The 22,738-nt window shown below is 66.2% G+C and carries 25 protein-coding genes; 15 read left to right on the forward strand and 10 right to left on the reverse strand.

Features of this window, described 5'->3' with window-relative positions; genetic code table 11:
- Positions 1 to 150: 150 nt before the first annotated feature.
- The 3 genes from AC1RHV_RS09685 to AC1RHV_RS09695 all read right to left on the reverse strand — a co-directional run bounded on the left by AC1RHV_RS09685 (position 151) and on the right by AC1RHV_RS09695 (position 3,225).
- The gene (locus AC1RHV_RS09685) at positions 151 to 1,470 is read right to left on the reverse strand and encodes an MFS transporter (RefSeq protein ID WP_054453211.1); all 1,320 of its coding nucleotides are present in this window, start codon (positions 1,468 to 1,470) and stop codon (positions 151 to 153) included.
- Between the two features lie 45 nt (positions 1,471 to 1,515).
- A complete protein-coding gene (locus AC1RHV_RS09690) occupies positions 1,516 to 2,187 on the reverse strand; it encodes a DUF4286 family protein (RefSeq protein ID WP_192354997.1) in 672 nt (223 codons plus the stop codon).
- A gap of 126 nt (positions 2,188 to 2,313) precedes the next feature.
- Positions 2,314 to 3,225, reverse strand: coding sequence for a LysR family transcriptional regulator (locus tag AC1RHV_RS09695; RefSeq protein ID WP_054453214.1), 912 nt, complete (start codon positions 3,223 to 3,225; stop codon positions 2,314 to 2,316).
- Between the two features lie 292 nt (positions 3,226 to 3,517).
- On the opposite strand from AC1RHV_RS09695, the gene AC1RHV_RS09700 reads away from it, so the two are divergent.
- From AC1RHV_RS09700 to AC1RHV_RS09725, 6 genes are read left to right on the forward strand one after another with little or no spacing between them, the layout of a single operon-like run.
- Positions 3,518 to 4,525, forward strand: coding sequence for an ABC transporter substrate-binding protein (locus tag AC1RHV_RS09700; protein ID WP_054453217.1), 1,008 nt, complete (start codon positions 3,518 to 3,520; stop codon positions 4,523 to 4,525).
- A gap of 3 nt (positions 4,526 to 4,528) precedes the next feature.
- On the forward strand, positions 4,529 to 5,344 hold the full coding sequence (locus tag AC1RHV_RS09705) for an ABC transporter permease (RefSeq protein ID WP_054453219.1): 816 nt from the start codon (positions 4,529 to 4,531) through the stop codon (positions 5,342 to 5,344).
- Entirely contained in the window at positions 5,344 to 6,165 is an 822-nt protein-coding gene (locus AC1RHV_RS09710) for an ABC transporter ATP-binding protein (RefSeq protein ID WP_054453221.1), read from the forward strand. The genes AC1RHV_RS09705 and AC1RHV_RS09710 overlap by 1 nt, the downstream gene beginning before the upstream one ends.
- 24 nt (positions 6,166 to 6,189) lie before the next feature.
- Positions 6,190 to 6,372 carry a DUF4089 domain-containing protein gene (locus AC1RHV_RS09715; RefSeq protein ID WP_054453222.1) on the forward strand — a complete coding sequence of 61 codons (183 nt, stop codon included), beginning with the start codon at positions 6,190 to 6,192 and terminating at the stop codon, positions 6,370 to 6,372.
- Positions 6,369 to 7,757 (forward strand): AtzE family amidohydrolase, encoded by a 1,389-nt coding sequence (locus tag AC1RHV_RS09720; RefSeq protein WP_175161746.1) that lies wholly within the window; start codon positions 6,369 to 6,371, stop codon positions 7,755 to 7,757. Before AC1RHV_RS09715 ends, AC1RHV_RS09720 begins: the two co-directional genes overlap by 4 nt.
- A gap of 21 nt (positions 7,758 to 7,778) precedes the next feature.
- Entirely contained in the window at positions 7,779 to 8,486 is a 708-nt protein-coding gene (locus AC1RHV_RS09725) for a GntR family transcriptional regulator (protein ID WP_054453224.1), read from the forward strand.
- A gap of 20 nt (positions 8,487 to 8,506) precedes the next feature.
- On the opposite strand, the gene AC1RHV_RS09730 is transcribed toward AC1RHV_RS09725, so the two are convergent.
- Positions 8,507 to 9,046: an antibiotic biosynthesis monooxygenase gene (locus AC1RHV_RS09730; protein ID WP_054453226.1), complete on the reverse strand. Its 540-nt coding sequence runs from the start codon at positions 9,044 to 9,046 to the stop codon at positions 8,507 to 8,509.
- A gap of 201 nt (positions 9,047 to 9,247) precedes the next feature.
- Here AC1RHV_RS09730 and hpxZ point away from each other — a divergent pair, with 201 nt between their 5' ends.
- Together hpxZ and AC1RHV_RS09740 are read left to right on the forward strand one after the other, a co-directional pair.
- Complete coding sequence (gene hpxZ / locus AC1RHV_RS09735) at positions 9,248 to 9,622, forward strand: oxalurate catabolism protein HpxZ (protein WP_054453228.1); 375 nt, start codon at positions 9,248 to 9,250, stop codon at positions 9,620 to 9,622.
- A gap of 130 nt (positions 9,623 to 9,752) precedes the next feature.
- On the forward strand, positions 9,753 to 10,307 hold the full coding sequence (locus AC1RHV_RS09740) for an NADPH-dependent FMN reductase (RefSeq protein WP_492300563.1): 555 nt from the start codon (positions 9,753 to 9,755) through the stop codon (positions 10,305 to 10,307).
- Between the two features lie 821 nt (positions 10,308 to 11,128).
- Here AC1RHV_RS09740 and AC1RHV_RS09745 read toward each other — a convergent pair.
- Positions 11,129 to 11,344: a dodecin gene (locus AC1RHV_RS09745; RefSeq protein WP_054453233.1), complete on the reverse strand. Its 216-nt coding sequence runs from the start codon at positions 11,342 to 11,344 to the stop codon at positions 11,129 to 11,131.
- A gap of 188 nt (positions 11,345 to 11,532) precedes the next feature.
- Between AC1RHV_RS09745 and AC1RHV_RS09750 the strand changes: the two genes are divergently transcribed.
- Entirely contained in the window at positions 11,533 to 12,039 is a 507-nt protein-coding gene (locus AC1RHV_RS09750; RefSeq protein ID WP_054453235.1) for a DUF6496 domain-containing protein, read from the forward strand.
- Positions 12,040 to 12,055: 16 nt separating this feature from the next.
- On the opposite strand, the gene AC1RHV_RS09755 is transcribed toward AC1RHV_RS09750, so the two are convergent.
- Positions 12,056 to 12,958 carry a LysR family transcriptional regulator gene (locus tag AC1RHV_RS09755; RefSeq protein ID WP_119450068.1) on the reverse strand — a complete coding sequence of 301 codons (903 nt, stop codon included), beginning with the start codon at positions 12,956 to 12,958 and terminating at the stop codon, positions 12,056 to 12,058.
- Positions 12,959 to 13,071: 113 nt separating this feature from the next.
- Between AC1RHV_RS09755 and AC1RHV_RS09760 the strand changes: the two genes are divergently transcribed.
- The 3 genes from AC1RHV_RS09760 (at position 13,072) to AC1RHV_RS09770 (ending at position 15,293) form a co-directional block, all read left to right on the forward strand.
- A complete protein-coding gene (locus tag AC1RHV_RS09760) occupies positions 13,072 to 13,866 on the forward strand; it encodes an SDR family NAD(P)-dependent oxidoreductase (protein WP_119450069.1) in 795 nt (264 codons plus the stop codon).
- Positions 13,867 to 13,881: 15 nt separating this feature from the next.
- Complete coding sequence (locus tag AC1RHV_RS09765; RefSeq protein ID WP_492300567.1) at positions 13,882 to 14,895, forward strand: zinc-binding alcohol dehydrogenase family protein; 1,014 nt, start codon at positions 13,882 to 13,884, stop codon at positions 14,893 to 14,895.
- A gap of 164 nt (positions 14,896 to 15,059) precedes the next feature.
- Positions 15,060 to 15,293: a hypothetical protein gene (locus AC1RHV_RS09770; RefSeq protein WP_054453243.1), complete on the forward strand. Its 234-nt coding sequence runs from the start codon at positions 15,060 to 15,062 to the stop codon at positions 15,291 to 15,293.
- A gap of 65 nt (positions 15,294 to 15,358) precedes the next feature.
- On the opposite strand, the gene AC1RHV_RS09775 is transcribed toward AC1RHV_RS09770, so the two are convergent.
- The 3 genes from AC1RHV_RS09775 to AC1RHV_RS09785 form a co-directional block, all read right to left on the reverse strand.
- On the reverse strand, positions 15,359 to 15,715 hold the full coding sequence (locus AC1RHV_RS09775) for a hypothetical protein (protein ID WP_054453246.1): 357 nt from the start codon (positions 15,713 to 15,715) through the stop codon (positions 15,359 to 15,361).
- Between the two features lie 75 nt (positions 15,716 to 15,790).
- On the reverse strand, positions 15,791 to 16,699 hold the full coding sequence (locus AC1RHV_RS09780; RefSeq protein ID WP_119450103.1) for an aldose epimerase family protein: 909 nt from the start codon (positions 16,697 to 16,699) through the stop codon (positions 15,791 to 15,793).
- Between the two features lie 85 nt (positions 16,700 to 16,784).
- The gene (locus AC1RHV_RS09785) at positions 16,785 to 17,675 is read right to left on the reverse strand and encodes a LysR substrate-binding domain-containing protein (RefSeq protein ID WP_125471998.1); all 891 of its coding nucleotides are present in this window, start codon (positions 17,673 to 17,675) and stop codon (positions 16,785 to 16,787) included.
- Positions 17,676 to 17,805: 130 nt separating this feature from the next.
- Here AC1RHV_RS09785 and AC1RHV_RS09790 point away from each other — a divergent pair, with 130 nt between their 5' ends.
- The 3 genes from AC1RHV_RS09790 to AC1RHV_RS09800 all read left to right on the forward strand — a co-directional run bounded on the left by AC1RHV_RS09790 (position 17,806) and on the right by AC1RHV_RS09800 (position 21,022).
- Positions 17,806 to 18,594, forward strand: a complete 789-nt coding sequence (locus AC1RHV_RS09790; RefSeq protein ID WP_492300570.1) for a 3-hydroxybutyrate dehydrogenase — start codon at positions 17,806 to 17,808, stop codon at positions 18,592 to 18,594.
- A gap of 86 nt (positions 18,595 to 18,680) precedes the next feature.
- A complete protein-coding gene (fahA, locus tag AC1RHV_RS09795) occupies positions 18,681 to 19,991 on the forward strand; it encodes a fumarylacetoacetase (RefSeq protein ID WP_492300571.1) in 1,311 nt (436 codons plus the stop codon).
- Positions 19,992 to 20,062: 71 nt separating this feature from the next.
- The gene (locus AC1RHV_RS09800; RefSeq protein WP_054453252.1) at positions 20,063 to 21,022 is read left to right on the forward strand and encodes a Bug family tripartite tricarboxylate transporter substrate binding protein; all 960 of its coding nucleotides are present in this window, start codon (positions 20,063 to 20,065) and stop codon (positions 21,020 to 21,022) included.
- Positions 21,023 to 21,398: 376 nt separating this feature from the next.
- Here the strand turns inward: AC1RHV_RS09800 and AC1RHV_RS09805 are convergent, their stop codons facing one another.
- Positions 21,399 to 22,394: a hypothetical protein gene (locus AC1RHV_RS09805; RefSeq protein WP_119450073.1), complete on the reverse strand. Its 996-nt coding sequence runs from the start codon at positions 22,392 to 22,394 to the stop codon at positions 21,399 to 21,401.
- Positions 22,395 to 22,738: the final 344 nt, after the last annotated feature.

The raw sequence follows: 22,738 nt of genomic DNA on the forward strand, positions 1-22,738 counted from the left end.
TCCCGCCCCCACGGCGGCCCGCTCAACCTCGAATTTTGAGGATGAGAGTGTAAACAATTTTCGTTTGGTGTTCAGAATAAAGTCAGATACCTGACATTTCTTTGAACCGCGACTCCAGTCCGGGCGGCGCCTGGCCTGTCTAGATGCGCCTCAGCGTTGCAACGGAGATTTCGCCGTTTCCCTGGCAGCCAGCACCGCCACCGCCGTCACGATCAGCGCCGCCGCCACGTACAGCGATATGGCAAAGGTCGAGTTCCAGGACTTGAACAGGCTGGCGATGATCAGCGGCGCGAACCCGCCGCCGACGATGCCGGCCAGGGTGTAGGCCAGGGACGAACCCGCATAGCGCACACGGCCCGGAAACTGCTCGGTGATGAAGGCGGCCTGCGGGCCGTACATCAGCGCGTGGATCAGCAGGCCCACCACGACGGCAGCGCAGATGGCGATGGGATGCGCGGTGTCCATCAGCACGAAGAAGACGAAGGCCCAGATCATGCCCAGTACCGCGCCCGCCAGATACACCGGACGGCGGCCGATCTTGTCTGATAGATGCCCGCACAGCGGCACCGCTATCGCGTTGAGCGCGGCGCCCAGCATGGTCGCGGTAAGCGCCATGGGCCGCGACAGGTGCAGCACCGTGGTGACGTAGGTCAGCGTGAACACCACCACCAACGCATAAAGCACGTCGGAGCCGATGCGCGAGCCACCCGCTATCAGCAGCTGCCGCCAGTACTGGCCCAGCACTTCCTTGATGGGCGTGGCGGCGGTTTCGCGCTTCTGCTCCATTTCCAGGAACACGGGAGTTTCCTCCACCCCGCGGCGCAGCCACAGGCCGAACAGCACCAGCGCCACGCTGGAGACGAAGGGCACGCGCCAACCCCAGGCCTGGAAATCTTCGGGACTCAGGAAGGCCGAGACCGCGGCGATGAAGCCCGTGCCTATCAGCGTGCCGCAGGACGGACCGATCTGCGTGAAGGAAGCGTTGCGCCCGCGCTGGTCCGGCTTGCCATGCTCCATCGACAGCAGCACCGCGCCAGCCCATTCGCCGCCCAGCGCCACGCCCTGTACAAAGCGCAAGGCCACCAGCGCCACCGGCGCCCACACGCCCCAGGACGCGTAGGTCGGCAACAACCCCATCAGGCCGGTGGACACGCCCATGATGACCAGGGTGGCGACCAGGACGAACTTGCGTCCCAGCCGATCACCCAGGTGGCCAAAGACGAAGCCGCCCAGGGGCCGCGACACGTAGCCCACGGCATAGGTGGAAAACGCCAGGATCGTGCCCGTCAGCGGGTCGAAGGACGGAAAGAAGATGGCGTTGAATACCAGCGCAGCCATCAGGTTGTAGATGGTGAAGTCGTACCACTCCAGCGTGGTGCCGACCGAGCTGGCCAGGGCCAGCCTGCGCATCTTGTTGGGCGCTGCCGCGGTCTTGACCGCCGCGGCGCCGTATAGCGTTTGTTCAGCCATGGGATTCCCCTTGAATCGGATGTTTGGTGACTGGCCGCAATGGGCTCAGCGCAGGTCGGCGGCCGTCAGCTTCCAGCCCAGTTCCAGCAGCCAGGCGCCCGCCGGATCGGTATCGAACGCGCTGCAAGCCCGGTCGCGCAGGACGCGAGCGGCGGCCGCGGAACTCGCTTCCGCCACGAACAGCGGCGCCAGCACGCGGTTTTCGGCGGACTCGCGCGGCAGCGGCGTGCTGAGCGCCGCGTCCGGCACCAGCAGGTAGGACTGCACGAAGCCGTCCGCCTGCGCCAGTTCGGCGCCCAGCGCCTGCGCCCGCGCCACCAGCGCTTCGCTGTCATTCGTCGCCGGCAGAGGCAGGACCGCGATCTCGCTGCCGGAGCCAAAGCCCGTCACGGCCCGCACGGCGCACACGCGGCGCATCGGGTCGCGCATGCGGTCCAGGTTGGTCACCGACCACTCGGTCTGGCGCTCGAACGCCTTGCGATAGTCCGCCGTGGTGAAGGCGGCCAGCGATTCGGTGCGATACAGGCCCAGATACTTGCGGCCGCCTGCGCGCGACAGGTAGCGCGCGCCCGACAGAAAGCCGGGGATGCGCACACGTTCTTCCACGTGTTCGCGGTCGTACCAGCGGTTGAAATCGGCTTCGTGGGCGGGGTCGGCGTCAGTGGCGACGAACAGCAGGCCGTGCGGCGGGAGAGTGGATTCGGTGCGCGTGCTCATGGGCGGAAGACAGGAAATTCCTTCGATTACGGAAGGCTCCATCTTCAGCCGGCCGGCTGCCCCGGGACAAACGAGTAATTCTTCTGCGCGGCAATAAAATTACTGAAAGACGCCCTAGGGATAACACTATTGCGCCGAACCCAATCGCGGCGCAGTGACCGAGGACGTGAACTGGTCGGAAGCGCGGCTGGCGAGTTCGGCAACCAGCCGGATTGCGTCCGACCCGGCGCTTTCCAGATAGCTCACCACCAGCAGCTGGGGCGGCACGGGGATGTCGCAGCGGATGATCTGCACCTCGCCTCGCGCCACGTATTCGTAGATGGGCGGCAGCGGCACCAGCGCCCGGCCGAAGCCGCTGCGCACCAGCCGCGCCAGCGCGGAGATCGAGCTGACGCAGTGCACTTTGCCCTGCGGCATGCCGACTTCGCGGTACAGGGCCTTGAGCGCCTCGTGCGGCTGCGATCCCGGGCTCATGGTCAGCACCGGCTCGCTCAGCAGCTGTTGCGCGCTCAGAGCGTCCTCGTCGCCGGCCGGTCCGACCCAGCCCATCTCCATTGGCAGGCAGGCGGTGCTGATGATGCCGCTGTCGTTCAGCAGGTCCGTCTGCAGCGCGATATCGAGCGTGCCCTCGCGCAAGCCCCGGTGCAGCGCGCGCGTGGTTTCGGAGGTGAGCTGGACCTCGATGCCCGGGTAGGTGGAGCGCAGATTGGTCAGGAAGCCGATCAGCCAGGTGTGCACCACGGTCTCGATGGCGCCGATACGCACCAGGCCGAAGACCTCGTCGCCGCCCTTGCCCAGCGACAGGATCTGCTGGCGGATCTCCAGCAGTCGTTCGCCATAGTCCAGCAGCCGGGTGCCGGTGGCCGTCAGCCTGAGCTCCTTGGCGTCGCGCTCGAACAGGCGCGCGCCTATGTCCTCTTCGAGCGACGCGATGCGATTGGCCACGGCGGCCTGGGTAATGTGCAGACGGTCGCTCGCCGCCCGGAAACTGCCCAGGCGCGCCGACCACAGAAAGGCTTCGACAAAACGCGTATTCATCTCGGTATGACGCAGCCAGGGCGTCGCGCAAGGGTTCACGAACCCGGAGCAGCACGCTCCGATCCGCCCACATGCTACGCCATCGCGCGCAGCGCGACACAGGGCCGGTTATGTCCCCTTCAATGGTGCGCCGTGCACCAATGTGGTTCAGACGAGGCACCAGCGCGAGGCCGGCCCGCCACGCTCCCTGGGCGCCTGCCGCCCCGGACGAAGTTGGCACGGCTCTTGCTTGATGCCTGGTATGCCAGCTTGTCTACAAGCGCCACTTTCCTTGCACACCAGGAGCTCCCTCATGATCTACCGCAACGCGCCCCATGCCTTCAACGCCACCCGCCGCCGGCTGATCCAGGGCGCCGCGCTGGGCGCCGCGACGTTGGCCGCGCCGGCGCTGACGCGCGCGCAGTCGGGACCCGTCATCCGCATCGGCTTCTGGCCCGTGGCGGCCGGCCTGCCGTTCTACGCGGCGCTGGAAAAGGGCTATTTCAAGGAGGCCGGGTTGAACGTCGAGCCGCTGAAATTCGCGGGCGCGCAGCAGGTCATGGAAGCGATGCTGGCCGGCCGCGCGGACGGCAGCGCCAACGGCACCGGCTCGGCCAACCTGGCCATCGGCGAGATCGCCTCGCCCGGCCTGTTCAAGATCTTTGCGTCCAATCCCAGCAACGCCAAGCACGTGCTGGACGAGTTCATCGTCGCGAAAGACAGTCCCATCAAATCCATCGCAGACCTCAAGGGGAAAAAGGTCGGATCTGGACCCGGCATCCAGAACGCCACGCTGGCCAAAGCAGTGCTGGAGCGCGCCGGCGCAACCGGGGCGACCGTGGTCGAGCTGGCGATAAGCCAGCACGTCGCCGCGGTCGCCGCCGGCCAGTTGGACGCCTGCTACACGCTGGAGCCCACGGGCACGGTGGGCAGGCTGAACGGCACCACCCGCGTGCTGGAATCGGGCGTCATCGCCAAGTACGTGCTGGGCGATCCGATGGCGCCGTGGTTCGGCGGGTCGGCATCGCTGACCACCGCCTTCCTGAAGAAGCATCCCGAGGAAAGCAGGAAATTCATCGCCGCCTATGCACGCGGCATCGAACTGATCCGCAGCAAGCCCGAAGAGGCCCGCCCCTACCTCAAGGGCTACACCGCCATCGAAGGTCCGATGACCGAGGAAGTGCCGCTGGCCGCCTACACCCTCTACAACGAGTTCACGCCCGGCGACATCCAGCACTTCCAGAAATTCTTCGACCTGTTCGCAGACAAGGGCGTCTTCGCCCAGAAGGTCGACGTCTCGACCATGCTCTACAAGGGCTAAGCCATGACCGCAACCACTGCAACAACCGCGGCCGGCCCGGCCGCGACAGCGCGGCCCCTGCGCAAATTCGACACGAGCCGCCTGCTGCCGCTGATCGGTCCGCTGGCGCTCTTCGTGGTGTGGGACCTGGTGGTGCGCCTGCAACTGGTCAGCCCTGTGCTGCTGCCCACGCCCAGCGCGGCGCTTGCGGCGCTGGTCAAGGGCATGGCGGGCGGCCCGCTGCTGGCGGACTTCCTGGCGTCGCTGAACCGCACACTGCAGGCCTTCCTCATCGCGGGCGTGATCGGCGTGCCGCTGGGCGTGCTGCTGGGCAGCAACGAAAAGGCTTATCGCAGCGTGGAGTTTCTGATTGATTTCTTCCGCTCCACGCCCTCTTCCGCGCTGATTCCGCTGTTCCTGATGATCTTCGGCGTCACCGACATGAACAAGATTGCCATCGCGGCCTTCGCGGCGGTGCTGGTGATCCTGTTCAACAGCGCTTACGGCGTCATCAACGCCCGCAAGCAGCGTGTCATGGCGGCGCGCGTGATGGGCGCGTCGCGCTGGCGCATCTTCAAGGACGTGCTGATCTGGGAAAGCCTGCAGCCCACCTTCGTGGGCCTGCGCAGCGGCGTGTCGATGGCGCTGGTCATCGTGATCGTGGCCGAAATGTTCATCGGCTCCGACAGCGGCCTGGGCAATCGCATCATCAATGCGCAGCAGGTGCTGAACGTGCGCGACATGTATGCGGCCATCCTCGCCGCCGGCGCGCTCGGCTATGTGCTGAACATTCTTTTTCTCGTGCTGGAAAAGCGCGTGGTCCACTGGAGCGGCCGCTGATGTCCACCGTCCTCAATCCCGTCATCGCCCCCGGCCCTGCCGCCGCGCCGTTCGAGCCCGGCCCGCTGGGCACCCACATCACCATACGCGGGCTGACCAAGTACTTCGCCGGCTGGCCGCTGTACGAGGACTTCAACCTCGACATCCCCAAGGGCAAGATCGTCTCGGTGTTCGGCCCCAACGGCTGCGGCAAGTCGACGTTGATCAACATGATCGCCGGCCTGATTCCGATCGACTCGGGCGAGATCCTGTTCGACGGCAAGTCGCTGGCTCAGACCAAGATCGGCTACGTCTTCCAGAACTACCGCGAGGCCATGTTCCCGTGGCTGCGCACCATCGACAACATCGCCTACCCGCTGCGCCTGGAAGGCCGCAGCAAGGCCGAGGTGGATGCGCGGGTCGCCGAGCTGGTGGCCTCGTTCGACGTCAAGTTCGACCTGAACCGCTACCCCTATGAACTGTCCGGCGGACAGCAGCAGACCGCCTCGATCATGCGCGCGCTGGCGCCCGGACCGGAGGTGCTGTTCCTGGACGAGCCCTTCTCCGCGCTGGACTTCGAGATGACGCTGTTCATCCGCGAAAAGCTGCAGGAGGTCTTCATGCAGACCGGCACCACCATGCTGCTGGTGTCGCACGACCTGGAGGAAGCCGTGTACCTGGCTGACCAGGTGCTGCTGCTGACCAAGCGGCCCACCCGGGTCGCGGAGATCCTGGATTACCGCGACGCGCGCCCCCGCACGGTGGCGACGCTGTCAGAACCCAGCTTCATCGAAATGAAGAAACTCAGCCTGGAAATCTTCCAGCGCGAAGTGCGCAAGTAAATCACCCGTACCGGAGAGTCCGCCATGACCCAGGAAACCATCGACCAATACGTGCGCAGCGCCCTGGCGCTGGCCGGCTATGCCTTGCGCGAGCAGGCCGTGGCCGACGTGGCGCAGCAGTTCGCGCGCATCCAGGACATCGCGGCCGGCTTCGTCGATGAGCCGCTGGCCGTGGAGCTGGAATCTGCCGCGGTGTTCCGCCCGTGAGCGGCCCCGCGCAGGATATCGCGCGCCAGGTCCGCGCCGGCGAACGCAGCGCAATGGCGGTGCTGGACGCCACGCTGGCGCGCGTGCGCGAGCGCGATCCGCGCTACAACTGCTTCACCGCCATCACCGAAAGCCGGGCGCGGCAGGAAGCGGCGGCCATCGACGCGCGCCGCGCCCGCGGCGAGCCGCTGCCGCCGCTGGCCGGCGTGCCCTATGCGGTCAAGAACCTGTTCGACATCGCCGACCAGGTCACCCTGGCCGGCGCGCGGGTCAACGCCTCCAACCCGCCCGCGCGGCGCGACGCCAGACTGGTCGAACGCATGCGCGAGGCCGGCGCGGTGCTGGTCGGCGCGCTGAACATGGACGAGCACGCTTATGGCTTCACCACGGAAAACAGCCACTACGGCCCCTGCCGCAACCCTCACGACACCACCCGCATCGCCGGCGGCTCGTCCGGCGGCAGCGCCGCCGCGGTCGCGGGCGGCCTGGTGCCGCTGACGCTGGGCTCGGACACCAACGGCTCGATCCGCGTGCCCGCCTCGCTGTGCGGCGTGTTCGGCCTGAAGCCCACCTTCGGCCGCTTGTCGCGCGCAGGCTCGTTTCCGTTCGTCGGCAGCCTCGACCACCTGGGGCCGTTCGCGGCCAGCGCCAGCGACCTTGCCGCCGCCTACGACGCGCTGCAGGGCATGGACGCCGACGACGTGGCCTGCGCCCAACGCCCGGCCGAACCCACGCTGGCGGCGCTGGCCGGCGGCATGCGCGGACTGCGGGTGGCGGTGCTTGGCGGCTACTTCGCCGAATGGGCCGGACCGCAGGCACGCCGTGCCGTCGAGATCGCGGCGCACGCGCTGGACGCCACGGCCGTCGTCGAACTCCAGGGCGCGGCCCAAGCCCGCGCCGCGGCCTTCGTCATCAGCGCGGCGGAAGGCGGCGCCTTGCACCGCCGCAAGCTCGTCACACACTACGACTACTACGAACCGCTGTCGCGCGACCGGCTGGTCGCAGGCAGCCTTGTGCCCGCAACCTGGGCGCAGCAGGCGCAGCGCATCCGCCATCGCGTCTATCGCGAAGCGCTGACGCTGTTCGAGCACTACGACGTACTGATCGCCCCCGCCACGCCGGTGCCGGCCACGCCCATCGGCGCAGACTGGCTGACACTGGCCGGCCAGCGGCTGCCGGCGCGCGCCAGCATGGGCATCCTGACGCAGCCGGTGTCGTGCATCGGGCTGCCGGTCTGCGCCGCGCCGGTCTGGCCCGAACCCGGACAGGACGATCACCTGCCGTTGGGCGTGCAACTGATCGGCGCGCCGTGGCGCGAAGCCGATTGCCTGCGCGCCGCACATGCGCTGCAGCAGGCCGGCATTGCCCGCCTACGCTCTCTTTAACCACCGCTCCGAGGCCACCACATGGGAACCGCCTTCGCCGTCATCGACATACCGCGCACGCTGGCCGACACCGCCTACGGCACGCTGAAGCGGGACATCCTGGACTTCCGGCTGGCGCCGGGCGACCGCTTCACTGAAACCGAGATCGCCGACCGCCTGCAGGTCAGCCGCACGCCGGTGCGCGAGGCCCTGTTCCGGCTGGAGCGGGAAGGCTATCTGGAGGTGCGCCAGCGCAATGGCTGGCTGGTAAAGCCATTGGACTTCAACACGCTGGACCATTTCTACGAGCTGCGCAGCGTGCTGGAGGCGGCCGCGGTGCAGTCGCTGTGCGCGACGGCCAACGCTGCCGAACGCCAGCGCGCGCTGCGCCCGCTGGCCGACATCTGGCTGGTGGACCCAAGCGAACGATCCGCCGACAGCGAGCGGCTGGCAGACCTGGACGAGCGCTTTCACATCGATCTGGTGGCCGCCGCAGGCAACCCCGAGATCGCGCGCGTGCACCGCGCAGCCACCGAGCGCATCCGCATCGTGCGGCGCCTGGACTTCACGCTACCCGAACGCATCGGCAAGACCTACGAAGAGCACGCGGCCATACTCGACGCGGCGCTGGCCGGCGACGCCGCACGCTCGGTTGCGCTGCTGAACGCGCATATCCAGGGCAGCCAGGCGGCGGTGCGCAAGATCACGCTGCACCGGTTGTATTCCTCCCGCAGCGCGCGCGCGGCCTGAACCGGCCGCGCATGCCTGCTTCAGCTCGCCCGCAGCCAGCGCTGCAGCATGCGCGCCACCAGGGGCATGCAGATGAACACCATGACGGGCGTCAACGCTACGCTGGTGATCAGCACCCGCCAGAACACCGGCAAGAGGCTCAACGGTTCGCTGGCCAGCACGGAAAACGCCAGCAACACCGGAAAGTAAGCCAGCCAGATGCTGACGGCCTGCTTCCAGCGCGGCGGCGCGCTGGTCCTGGGCGCGAACCAGTCATCCGTGCCGCTGACGCGGCGCTCGTGGCTGGCGCGCACCAGCGACGCGCCGCGTTCGAGCCACATGCGGCGCGGCAAGGAGTTTTCCCAGCGGGCGAGGCTGGCCGCGTCGGCAAAACGCAGGACTATCTGGTACTGGTCGCCGCCTTCGGCGGGCTGCAGCACACCGGACCCGAGAAAGCCCGGGAAACCTGCCGCGAGGATCTCCCCCTGGCGCATCCAGGACAGGAAATCGCCATAGCGTTCGGGTGCGATGTGCCGGGTGACCAGCATGGTGACCGGGGCGGGAACGGTGGAACGGGACATGGCGGAACTCCTGGATCGGCGCGTAGCTTGTTATGCAGTATTAACCCTAGCAAGCGGCATGCCAGGATCGTCGCGCCGCGCTCCCCCGACGAGGCCGAAAGACCGCGGCCGCGGAGATGGGTGCGCCGCACCGCAAGACACACCACATTGGTGATTACCCCTATATTTCGCACCAGAACGGTGCCAACTGGAGCCGCAAGCATGGATATCAATCTGCCCGACGTCGTGGCGGAGGTCACAGCCGCCCTGGACCGCTACGAAACCGCCCTGGTGAACAACCAGGTGGAAGTGCTGGATGCGCTCTTCTGGAACAGCCCTCACACGCTGCGCTATGGCGCCGGCGAAAACCTCTACGGCTACGATGCCATCCGCGCCTTTCGCGCGGCGCGTTCGCCGCAAGGCCTGGCCCGCCGCGTGTTGCGCACGGTCGTCACCACCTACGGGCAGGATTTCGCGACGGCCAATCTGGAGTTCCAGCGCGACGGCAGCGACCGCATCGGCCGGCAAAGCCAGACCTGGATGCGCACGCCTGAAGGATGGCGCGTGGTCGCTGCCCATGTCAGCCTGATGAGCTGATGCGCCAGCCCGCGCGCAGCCGACATCAGCGCGTCATGATCATGAATAAACATATCCGCGATCGAGATTGAGCGGGCTTGCTTACAGGTCTACACTGACATTCCCGTCCACCCCTTGGAGCCTGCGCCCCATGAGCACCTACAAGATTGCCGTTTTCGTCGGAAGCCTGCGCGCTGCCTCGTTCAACCTGCGGCTGGCCCGCGCGCTGGAAAAGCTGGTGCCCGCGGACTTCAAGTTCGAATACGTGAGCCTGGGCGACGTGCCGCTCTACAACCAGGACAACGAAAACAACCTGCCCGGCCCCGCCGCCAAGCTCAAGCAGCAGATCGCCGACGCCCAGGGCATCCTGTTCGTGTCGCCCGAGCACAACCGCTCCGTGCCCGCCGCCATCAAGAACGCCATCGACTGGGGTTCGCGTCCCTGGGGCCAGAACTCCTGGACCGGCAAGCCCGTCGGCATCGTCGGCACTTCGCCCAGCGCTGCCGGCACCGCGTTGATGCAGCAACACCTGCGCAATATCCTGGCCGCCGAGGGCGCCAACGCCCTGACCACGCCCGAGGTCTTCCTGCAATACACGGAAGGCCTGGTCGATGACCAGTACAACATCACCAACGAAGGCACCCGCAAATTCCTGCAAGGCTGGGTGGACCGCTACGTGGACTGGATCAAGAAGTTCAACCCCTGATCGCCGCCGCTGCCGGCGCGGGCTCCTCCCGGCCGGCAGAGATCGCCCGTCTACCTCCGGGCGATCCAGCCCCCCGATACGTCGGGGGGCTTTTTTTTGCAGCGACGACGGTCGCCGCTGGCGCATCCAATGCCGCCAGGGCACCGGCCCGCCGCCGGGCCACCCCAAGGCGGGCCAGCCCCCTCGGGGGGCAGCAAGCGAGCGCAGCGAGTGCGGCGTGGGGGGCTCACACTTATCCCCGCCAACTGTGGAGAAGGTTGAGGACAGCCTTGGGGCAGAATGAAAAATCCGTGCCCCGCCAAGCACTTGCAAGGGCCGGTCAAAAATTGCGCAATCATCCTTTTGGATGATTTTTGACGCACTTATCCACTGAAATCAGGATGCCCGGGCAGACTTCCGCGGCGGTCTCGCCTGAATGTGGATTTGTCCCCGCGTTCTGTGGAGAAGCATGAGGACAGTATGAGGGCAGGTCGGAAATTCCCTTGCATATCAAGCGCCTGCAAGGGGTGGTCAAAAATGGCCCAAATGCTGTATCGAGGCGCCGAGGTTGTCCCCGCCAAATGTGGATAAGCCTGAGGACAGTATGAGGGCAGGACGCAAAAAGCCTTGTGGGCCAAGCACTTGGAGGGGCCGCTCAAGAAACGCCCACAGCCGGCGGGTTCACGATGCCACGTCGGACCTTGAGCGCCGCAGCCACAAGCGAGACAGGCTTGTCCCCACCGAATGTGGACAAGCCTCTGAACAGTCGGATAACAAGCTGAAAAACTCCTTATCCGACAATCACTTGGAAGGTGTGCTCAAGAAAGAAGCAGCAAGCGGACTCACTCGTTCCCTTCCAGCCGCATGCCTATCTTCAAGCCGACCTGCCAGTACGCCACCTTGCCATCCTTGATATGGCCGCGCACTTCGGTGACTTCGAACCAATCCAGGTTGCGCAGCGTCTCGGAAGCGCGCGCGATGGCCTGCGTGATGGCGTCGTCGGTGGACTTGGTGGAAGAGCCCACCAGTTCGATTTGCTTGTAGACATGATTCGACATAGCTCGTCTCCGCTTAGGGGGTGAGTCGTGCATCGTCGGTCTGGCGGCGGTGTTCCGGCGCTTACGACCGGCAATCCATTCGAACACACAGCATACGCCCACGGCGTTAGAGTGGTGTTACGAGTTCCGTCGCACCGGCCTCGGCGCGGCGGAGCCCGTTCCCGCAACGCAAGCAAGGAGGTGTCGTCATGCCTGAACGAAAAACCCTGGAACGAGCGGCGCGCGACAAACGGCAAGGAAAATCCGCTTCCACGCAGGCCGGAGAATTCGTGCGCGAGGAAATCGACCACGTGCGCGAAGGCAAACATGGCGTGCGGTCCACCAAGCAGGCCATCGCGATCGGACTGTCCAAGGCGCGCCGCGCCGGCGTGGCCCTGCCTACGCCGAAGAAGGCCAGCGCGGCGACCAAGCGCAAGGCGAAGCAGGACAGCGACGCGTCTCATGATGGGCATGCCAAGTCCACCAAACGCGCCAAGGCCACCACCACCGCCCTGAAGAAGGAAAGCGCCAAGCCCGCTTCGCGCACCGCATTGTCGCGGCAGGCCAGCGCATCGGCCTCCAAGCGCAGCGCCGCCGCCCGCTCGGCCGCCGCCAAGAAGGCTGCCGCCACCAAGGGCGCTGCAGGCCGGTCCGCTGCCGCGAAGAAAGCCGCCCGCACGCGCGCGGCAAACCAACGGGCCAGCCACGCGCATTGAAGCCCCAGAAGACCGGCTAGCCCGCCTCGAAGGCCTTGAAGCGTTCGTGCAGGAATTCGCGCAGCCGCTTTACCGCCGGCGAGAGCAGCATGCGGTGCACGCACAGCAGGTATAACGGCGAGGGCTCGCTGGTGTAGTCGGCCAGGACTTCGATGAGCCTGCCCGCCCGCAGGTCGGCCAGCACGTCAAATCGCGACTTGTAGGCCAGGCCATGGCCAGCCAGGGCCCAGCGGCGCACCAGTTCGCCGTCGTCGCCGACGCGGTCGCCCTTGACCGGTATGGTGAGCGCGGCGCCCTCGCGCCGGAAGGCCCAGCGGTCGTGCAGGGTTTCGCCCAGCACGAAGGACAGGCAATTGTGGCGGCGCAGGTCATCGGGCACCTGCGGCACGCCATGGCGCGCTAGGTATGCGGGCGAGGCGCACACCACGCGGCGGTTGTGCTCGGACAGCGGCAGGGCCACCAGTCCCGAGTCGTTCGGCGTGCCATAGCGCACCGCCAGATCCACCGGCTGGCGGTACAGGTCGGCCAGGCGGTCGCTGATGCGCACCTGGAAATTGACGCGCGGATGCTGTTCCTGGAATTCGTCCAGCCACGGCAGCAGCACGTGGCGGCCCAGGTCGGACGGGATCGACAAGGACAGCGTGCCGGAGATCTCCGTCTTGTTGCGCGCTACGGCGTTCCTGCCCGCGTCCAGCGCCGACAGCGCCGCGCGGGCATGCTCCAGATAGCGTGCGCCGTCGCTGGTCAGCCTGAGGCTGCGCGTCGTGCGCACGAACAGGCGCGCATCCAGGGCCTGCTCCAGCCGCTTGAGCGCGGCGCTTGCGACTGCGGGCGTCAGGTCCAGTTCGCGCGCGGCGGCGGAAAAACTGCCTTGGTCCGCCGCCGCCATGAATATCTTCAGATCTTCGAACCGCACCATGCCGGCCTCATTTTCAAAAAATTATTGAAACTGACTGCGATGCTAGCCGCTTTTTCGCTGGTTTGGGCTGGGTAATCATGGCTCCATTCCCCGACACGCAAGGAGTCCCCTTCATGAAAATCGAATTGAACGGCAAGAAAGCCCTGGTTACTGGATCGTCCGGCGGCATTGGCCTGGCCATCGCCGCGGGCCTGGCCGAGGCCGGCGCCGAAGTCGTGCTGCACGGCCGCAACGCCGACAAGCTGGCCCAGGCCGCCGCGTCACTTGCCAAGCAGTTTCCCGCTGCGCGCGTGAGCACCGTGCAGGCTGATCTCGCCACTGCCGACGGCGCGGCCTCGATCTCGGCCGCCCATCCCGACGTCGACATCCTGATCAACAACGCCGGCTATTTCGCGCCCAAGTCCTTCACTGAAATCACGGATGACGACTGGCAGTACATGCTGGACACCAACGTCATGAGCGGCGTGCGCCTGTCGCGCTACTACCTGCCGCGCATGCTGGCCGCCGGCTGGGGCCGCATCGTGTTCATCTCCAGCGAGTCCGCGGTGCAGATCCCCGCGGAAATGATCCACTACGGCGTCAGCAAGACTGCCTTGCTGGGCGTGTCGCGCGGCCTGGCCGAACTGACCGCCGGCACCGGCGTCACGGTCAACGCGGTGCTGCCCGGCCCCACCCGCTCGGAAGGCGTGTCGGACTTCTTTGCCGAAATGGCCAAGGAACAAGGCGTCACGCAGGACCAGATGGAGCGCGACTTCATCGCCCAACACCGCCCCACTTCGCTGCTGCGCCGCCTGGCCACCGTGGAAGAAGTGGCCAACATGGTCGTCTACACCTGCTCCACGCAAGCCGCCGCCACCAACGGCGCGGCGCTGCGCGTGGACGGCGGCGTGGTGCGTTCCATCATCTGATCCGGACAAGCCGCCATGAAAGCCATCGCCTATTTCAAGAACCTGCCCGCCGATCACCCGGAGGCGCTGCAAGACATCACCGTCGCCGACCCGGTGCCCGGCGACCACGACCTGCTGGTCGAAGTCCGCGCCATTTCGGTGAATCCGGTGGACGTGAAGATCCGCGCCAACCGCAAGCCCAAGGACGGGCAGCCCGAAGTCATAGGCTGGGACGCCGCCGGCGTGGTGCGCGCCGTGGGCGCAAAGACCAGCCTGTTCAAGCCGGGCGACCGCGTCTGGTATGCGGGCGCGCTGAACCGCCCCGGCGCCAACAGCGAGCTGCACGTGGTAGACGAACGCATCGTCGGCCGCATGCCCGACAGCCTGGACTACGCCCAGGCCGCGGCGCTGCCGCTGACCACGATCACCGCGTGGGAGCTGCTGTTCGACCGGCTGCGCGTGCTGGACAACGCCGCGCCCAGCCAGGGCAGCCTGCTGGTCATCGGCGCCGCGGGCGGCGTGGGATCCATCCTGGTGCAGCTGGCTCGCCAGCTGACCGGACTCACGGTGATCGGCACCGCCTCGCGTCCGGAAACCCAGGCTTGGGTGCGCGAGCTGGGCGCGCATCACGTGATCGATCACAGCCAGCCGCTGGCCGCCGAACTCAAGCGCATCGGCTTCGAACACGTCAGTCATATCGCCGGCCTGACCCAGACCGACCAGCATTTCGCGCAGATGGCCGAAGCGATTGCGCCGCAAGGCAAGATCGCCCTGATCGACGACCCCGCAGCCATCGACGTGCGCCTGCTCAAGTCCAAGTCGGCCTCGCTGCATTGGGAGTTCATGTTCGCGCGTCCGCTGCACGGCACGCCCGACATGATCGCGCAGCATGAACTGCTGAACCAGGCCGCCCGCCTGATCGACGAAGGCACGCTGCGCACCACCCTGGGCGCGCACTACGGCAAGATCAATGCCGCAAACCTGCGCCGGGCGCACGCCTTCATCGAAAGCGGCAAGGCGCAGGGCAAGATCGTGCTGGAAGGGTTCTAGAACCCGTGGGCCATGCCTCGCCGCTCGCGGCGGCGGGGCATCTCGCAATTGCAAGCAGAAAGCAGTACAAACTCGACTGCGCGCAAACGCATGCGCGACCCAATCGGGAGTCTCTTCTGCTCGACCACATTCTCAATCAGGCGCTTGAACCCGTGCTCTGGGGGATGGTGGCCTTCACCCTGCTGATGCTGCGGCTGGCTCCCTTGCAAGGATGGAAGGCGGCCATCGTCGCCGGCATCACGGCCGGACTGGTCTTCGACACGGTGCAGTTCCGCGTAGGGCCGCCGCGCCTATGGGACTCGCAAGTGCTGGGTTCGGTGCTGGCCGCCCTGCTGGCGGCCGCCGTGTTGGAGACGCTATTCCTTCTGTTGCGCCGCTCGCGAGCCGAGCGGGCCTGAAGCGCCCGGCCGGCATCCGGTCCGGACTGGACGCTGGACGCTGGACGCGCGGGCAATGCACCGGTCTAGGCGCGCCCTTCCCGCTTGGCGCGGGCGTGGGGATCATTGATCTCGGCTTCCAGCTCGGCGATCAGCCATTCCAACCAGCCATTTTCGCTGCGCGCGTAGACCACCGCGGCGGGCGTCTTGCCCGTGCGCCAGCCTGGCTGGTGTGCGTCCATCCACGCCCCCAGGCTTTTGTGCGGCGCCAGCAGGCCTGACAGCCACGACCACAGATAGTCGGGCACGTTGCGGCGGAATCCTTGCGCGCAGGCATAGAGGGTGGGCTCAAGCGGCAGATTGCCGGCGCGCGCCAGCCTTGCCTGCACACGGCGCAGCGTTTCGGCCGCGGCCTGCAATTGTTCGGTGCTGAGCTTTTTCATCGAAGGACTCCTGGACTTGGTTTGCCCGGATTATCGCCGCAGGCGGCGCCGCTTTCAAAGCGCCGCTTGCGGGCGTCAGGAACGCGCGGCCCGGGGCGGCTCCAGGCCAAACAACGCGGTCGCGGTAAAGCGCGCGCCGGGCTCGAGCGTCCGCATGCCGGTGCGGGTCTCGCCGCCCGCCGCCAGGTTGAACGCGTCCGCCACGTTGGTGACCGGCTCGACGCACAGGAACTCCGACCCGCCCGCCGTATAGACCACCAGGTGCGCAAACGCCGGGTCGGCGTGCAGCGATAGCTGATGTCCATCGGGCCAATGCAGGGTGGCTCGCCCCTCCCACTGCGACAGATAGGTATCGCAGCCGCTGGCCGAACGCCGCAGCTCGCGCACATGGACGGACTTGCTGCCATTGGGCAGGCCGTCGGCGTCCGCCGTCCACTCGCGGCGCGCATGCAGCGTGACGCGCTCGGCCGTGAAGTAGGGGTGCAGGCCCAGGCCACAAGGCATGGGCGTGTCGCCGAGATTGACGATGGCAAGCGCCACGCTCAGGCCGCGCGCGTCCAGCTGGTAGCGCTGCACGCATTCGAAAGGCCAAGGCCAGCCCAGCACGCCGGCGGGCTGCTCCAGCACCAGGTCGACGTTGTCCGGGCCGTGGCTGCGCACGCTCCATGGCTGGTACAGGCCCGCGCCATGGATCGCATGGGGCCGGCCGGCTACCGACTGCAGCGCGTGCCTGGCGCCGTTGAAGGTGAACACGCCATCGCGGATGCGGTTGGAGTAAGGCGCCAGCGGATAGGAGCCTGCCCGCGGCCAGCGTCCCGCGGGCCACTGCGTGTCGGTCAGGGGCACGATCCAGTCATGGCCGCCGGTGGACAACCGCGTCAGGCGGCCGCCGCCGCCCGGCGCGAATTCGGCCTGGTGCGGACCGCTGGAGATGGTGATGCGCTCGCTGGCGTCCAGCGTGGCCGGGACGGATAGAACCTGCATGGATAAGAACTCCGGCGGCGGAAACAGGGCCGCGCGCTGCGATTGTGCCGTTTGCGGACGGGCGCGGGCAAGCAGGCCGGCCTGCTCATCCTGCCGCAGCGGCAACGCCGCACAATGCCAGCAGCCGCCCCAACGCCGGATTCCGGTTGGTCTGCAGCCACGCAATGCCGTGCTGCAGCTTAGGGGCGTCCGCGGGCAACGGCCGGAACACCACGCCCTCCATGTTGAAGGACTCGATGTCGCGCGGAATGATGGCCACGCCGGTGCCGGCCGCGACCAGGCACAGCAAAGTCTGGGAAGCCTCCGTTTCCCGCACCACGCGCGGCAGGAAGCCCGCCTCCAGGCAGATCGCATCCATGGCGCCGCGCAAGTGGAAGCCCTTGCCCGAGGGATAGGCAATGAACGGCTCCTGCGCCAGATCCGCGACACGCAATTTGGCCTTGGCGGCCAATGGATGCGCGTCGGCCAGCGCAATGGAAAACTCGCTGAGCATGAACTCGTGCGACACGATGTGCTTGCCCTCCAGCGGCAGAAAACACAAGGCCGCGTCCAGCGTGCCGTCCAGCAGCTTCAGGCGCAGTTCACCCGTGGGCAGCGGCCCCTGGATATCCAGCGCGATATCGCTGTAATGGCGCCGGCAATCGCGCACCAGCCCCGGCAGGCGCACATGGCTGGCGCGTCCGGTATAGCCCAGCCGCAGGCTGCCGGTCTCGCCCCGGCCAGCCTTGCGGCAGGCCTCCACCGCGCCATCGAGCTGCCGGAACATGGGCTGGATGCTATCCAGGAACACGCGGCCCGCCACCGTCAGCGTCACCTTCCGCGTACTGCGGTCGAACAGCTTCACGCCCAGCTCGTCTTCAAGTTCGCGGATGCGCTGGCTCAAGGGCGGTTGGGCGATGTGCAGGCGCAAGGCGGCCCGTGTGAAATTCAGTTCCGTGGCAAGGACCACGAAGCTCTGCAGGTGGCGCAATTCCATAAGTGGTTCCAAGGCTGCTGGCTATTTATATCCACTAAATATAAATCATGCATCGATAATAAATTGGACGACTCAATCTCCACGTCCTAACCTGCCACGCATTCCATAACGACACAGCGTGGAGACAAGCATGGCTGATCTTTCGGGGCGCGTGGCCCTGGTAACCGGTTCGACCAGCGGCATCGGCCTGGCGGTAGCGCGGCGCCTGGCGCGCTCCGGCGCGACCTTGGTGCTCAACGGCCTGGCCGACGCCTCGGCGGCCGACGCCCTCTGCGCCGAATTCCGCGATACCTATGGCGTTCCGGTCCGTTTCCAGCCCTGCGACCTGCGCAAGCCAGCCCAGATCGAGGCCATGATGGCCGAGCTGAACCAGGCCTACGGCGCGCTGGACATCCTGGTCAACAACGCCGGCATCCAGCACGTCAGTCAGATCGAAGCCTTTCCGGTCGACAGGTGGGACGACATGATCGCGGTCAACCTGTCCGCCAGCTTCCACACCATACGCACCGCGTTGCCTGCCATGCGCGCACGCAACTGGGGCCGCATCGTCAACATGGCGTCCATCAGCGGCTTGCGCGGCCGCGCCGGCAAGACCGGCTACAACGCCACCAAGCATGGCCTGATCGGCCTGACCAAATCGGTAGCGCTGGAAACCGCGCAGACCGCCATCACCTGCAATGCCATCTGCCCCGGCTGGGTGCATACGCCGCTGGTGCAGAAGCAGATCGACGCGCTGGCCGAGCGCGAAGGCCTGGACAATGCCGCAGCCACCAACAAGCTGCTGGGCCTGCGCCAGCCTTCGGGCAAGTTCGTCACCCTGGAGCAGATCGCCGGGCTGTGCGAATTCTTCTGCTCGCCCGACGCCGACGAAGTCCGGGGCGTGGCCTGGGCCATGGACGGCGGCACCACCGCGGCCTGAAGCCGCAACGACGGCCTTAATTGAATATGCGCGCAGGCCGGGCCACAGCGCGCAGCGATACCGATAACGCCCGCGAGGAGTACAAGATGCTGGACCACACCCACGCGCCCACCGCCCAGAGCTGGGTCGACAGCGCAGACGGCCATCCGGATTTTCCGGTGCAGAACCTGCCGATGGGCGTGTTCCGCCGCGATGGCGGCGCGCCACGAATCGGCGTCGCCATCGGCGAGCAGGTGCTGGATGTCCGGGCCGCCGTGGAGCTGGGCCTGCTGGAAAGGCTGGACCCGGCCACGCGCCAGGCGCTGTCGGCGCGCAGGCTCAACGATTGGATGGCTTTGCCCGCCGCCACCCGCAAGGCCGTGCGGCACGCGCTGTTCGCCCTGCTGGACGCTGCAAACCCCGGCCGCGCGCGGCACGAGGCCCAGGGCGCGCGCCTGCTGCATCCCCAGGCGCAGTGCGAACTGCTGCTGCCCGCGGACGTGGGCGACTACACCGATTTCTATGCCGGCATCCATCACGCGAGCCATGTGGGCAAACTGTTCCGCCCCAACAACCCGCTGATGCCGAACTACAGGCATGTGCCCATCGCCTATCATGGCCGCGCATCCTCCATCTGCCCGTCCGACACGCCCGTGCGGCGGCCGCGCGGCCAGGTCAGGACCGCCGCCGGCGTCGATACCCCGGCCTTCCGGCCCTCGGCGCAACTGGACTTCGAACTGGAGCTGGCGATCTGGATCGGTCCCGGCAACGCGCTCGGAGAACCGGTGCCGCTGGAACTCGCCGCTGGCCACGTGGCCGGCTACGGCTTGCTGAATGACTGGTCCGCGCGCGATATCCAGGCCTGGGAATACCAGCCGCTGGGCCCCTTCCAGGGCAAGAATTTCGCGTCGACGGTTTCGCCCTGGATCGTGACCAGCGAAGCGCTGGCCCCGTTCCGCCGCGCCGCAATGGCGCGCGGCGACGCCGATCCCGAACTGCTGCCCTACCTGCGCAACGCCGAGGACGCTGCCACGGGCGGGCTGGAGATCGCACTGCAAGCATGGCTGTCCACGCCGCTCATGCGCGAACGCGCGCAGGCGCCGCGGCAGCTGTCCGCATCCAACGCACGCCACCTGTACTGGACGCCCGCGCAGATGGTCGCGCAGCACACGCTGGGCGGCTGCAACCTGCGCCCGGGCGACCTGCTGGGCTCGGGCACCATCTCCACGCCCGACGATAGCGGCCACGGCAGCCTGCTCGAACTGACGCACGGCGGCACGCAACCCATTACCCTGCCCTCGGGCGAAACCCGGCTGTTCCTGGAGGCCGGAGACGAAATCACCCTGACGGCCCATTGCAGCCGCGAGGGTTTCCAGCGCATCGGCTTCGGCGCAAGCCGCGCGCGCATCACCGATTGACGTTCAATACCAGGCATCCCGCTAGACCTGGAGACGGCCGGCAAGCCGGCGGCACACAAAGGAGGAATGACATGAAGAAGATCCTGGCAGCAGGCATGATGGTCCTGGCAAGCGCAGGCAGCGCCCCCGCGCTGGCGCAGGACTTTCCCAACCATCCGATCCGCCTGATCATCCCGTACTCCGCCGGCGGCGTCACCGACGTGGTCGGCCGCGCCCTGGCCGAGCAGTCCGGCAAGCGCCTGGGCCAGACCGTGGTGGTCGAGAACAAGACCGGCGCCAACGGCACGCTGGGCGCGACCCAGATGCTCAACACCGCACCCGACGGCTATACCGTCACCATGGTGCCCATCGGCATCTTCCGCATGCCGCACATCACCGGCACGCGCTACGACCCGGTCAAGGACCTGACCTACATCTCGATGATCGCCGGCTACAACTATTACGTAGCGGTCGCCGCGGACTCGCCCTGGAAGACGCTGGACGACCTGGTCGCCTACGCCAAGTCCAAGCCCGACACGATCTCCTACGGCACGCCGGGCGCCTACAGCAGCCAGCACATCGCCATGGTGCAACTGGGCGAAGCCGCCCAGGCCAAATGGACCCACGTGCCGTACAAGGGCGACGCCGACGCGCTGACCGCCATGCTGGGCGGCCACATCCAGGTGCTGGTCGGCGCCAGCACCATCCTGCCTTACGTAGCCTCGGGCAAGGTCCGCATCCTCGCGTCGCTGGGCGACAAGCGCTCCCCCGACCTGCCGGAGGTCCCCACCCTGAAGGAAGCCGGCTATCCCGTGGTGCACACCTCGCCCTTCGGCATCGCCGGTCCCAAGGACATGGACCCGGCGGTAATCGCCAAGCTCGACGGCGCCTTCCGCGACACGCTCAAGGATGAAGCCTTCCTGGCCCTGTTGCGCCAGTCTGGTGTGTCGCCGCAGTACATGGATACGGCTGCCTACACCAAGGCCGCCCACGCCAGCGCGGAGACGGAGCGCGAGGTAATCAAGAAGTTGGGGAACATCATGAACAAGTGAGGTCCGGACAAAACCAGCATCCGTCCCTCCCCGCAGCGGTTCACGCGCCCGACGGGCATGAATTCCGCGCCGCAAGCCACCCACGCCCACGCGGGATGATGCAGCAATACCTTCGCCTCAAGGCAGAGGCGGATCCCTTATTGCTGTTCTCCCGCTTTGGCGGGACTTCTATGAACTGGTTCTACGACGACACGGAGCGCGGCGCGCATCTGCTGGCGCAATCAGGATCCACACGCTGACGAGCTTAAACATCGAAGACATGCCCGCCGGTATCAGCGCCGCAGGCGCCCTGCCACGCTACGGCGCCCGTCCCCAGTCGCTAACCCGATGAGTCTTCCCTGCGCAGGAGGCGCCGCGAGAACAAAACTGTCACCAGCTAGGTTGTCTGCGTATCCAGATAGTAGAGCGAAGAAATCGTATTGTTATCGCCCGCGACTACAGGCGCCCCGTTAACGGACGAATCGGCAAATACAAACCCGCGAAAGGTTCCCACCTGGTCAATCACCTGCAATCCGGAATATGTATGTCCGACGTCGTCTGCTATATGCCCATTATTGTTGTAGTCGTGGCTGATTTGGTAGCAGACGCGTCCTGTTGTGAGCCCCGCATTTCCGAGAGGCTGCCCCAAATAGCTGAACACCTGGTGTTGTGCTCCAGGGGTATCGTCCCAAAGCACATAGCGCAATACTCCGGTCGTCGTCACCAAAAACACGCTACCCAGGCTCATCGAGTCGATACCCACAGGTTCGTCCACTCCCAGCCACGAGTTATGCCGAATGACGCGCCCGTAAGGCAGATCCTTTTTCATGCCGTTGATGTCAGCACCAGAGGTAAAGCCGACATTTATCCCCCCAAAACCCCAACCAGCGTTTACTGCCGAAACGTCATACGCTCCACTTGGAAGTGAGTAAATCGAGCCTGCCACATAGTTAGCCTGCTGAAGTTCTATCTTCACCAATGTCGCATCTGCCCAGGTCACTCTCCATACTTCCACGCTGCTGCCGAAATCAATACGCACCTCATCGCTTCCCTGGAGCTGCCAGGTACCGAAAATGGTCGTTGCGATAGCGCCTGCATCACTAAACTTCCTCGAACCTTGCAGATATTGGTCTTGATCAAAGTTGTACGGATAGGATGGCTGATTGGCATAGCCAACTTTTCGGCCAACAGAGCCATAGTCCCCGGGAGAGTTTGGGCTCCACACCGGAGCGTCGCCTTGCCAGTACCAGAAATCGGAGCGCATCGTGCCCCCGGGTTGAAAGCTGTACATGCAAAGACGCGTGAAATGTACGCCACTCGGCAGCACCCCTTTCAACGTCACGGCATACCCACCCGGAAACGGATCGTTCTTTTTCATCATCACGCCAGACATAACTTTAGCCTCTCTAGTTGAATCGTTTAAACACTCATCCATTGAGAAATACTCATCGAGGCCGTAGATGAGCAGACGGCCTCAACTCTCGGCAACCACGCCGATTTCGTACATGAGACGCGGACATGCCATTCGCCATGAACCAGCGCCATAAGCTCTACGCTCAGATCGAACCGCAAAGGTCATTTATTCGCCACGCCCGTCTACCGCTCCAGCAATGGTTAGCAACCACAGCCGGCCGCTTGGCAGGGGGGCTTTGCAACAACCAGGGGCAGATGTGACGAGGCCGGGCGCAAGACAAATTGCGCCCCCCTCGCGCCTCGCCCGTTCCGGCCCGATACAAT

The organism is Achromobacter sp. GW823-FHT04E03, assembly GCF_058796095.1.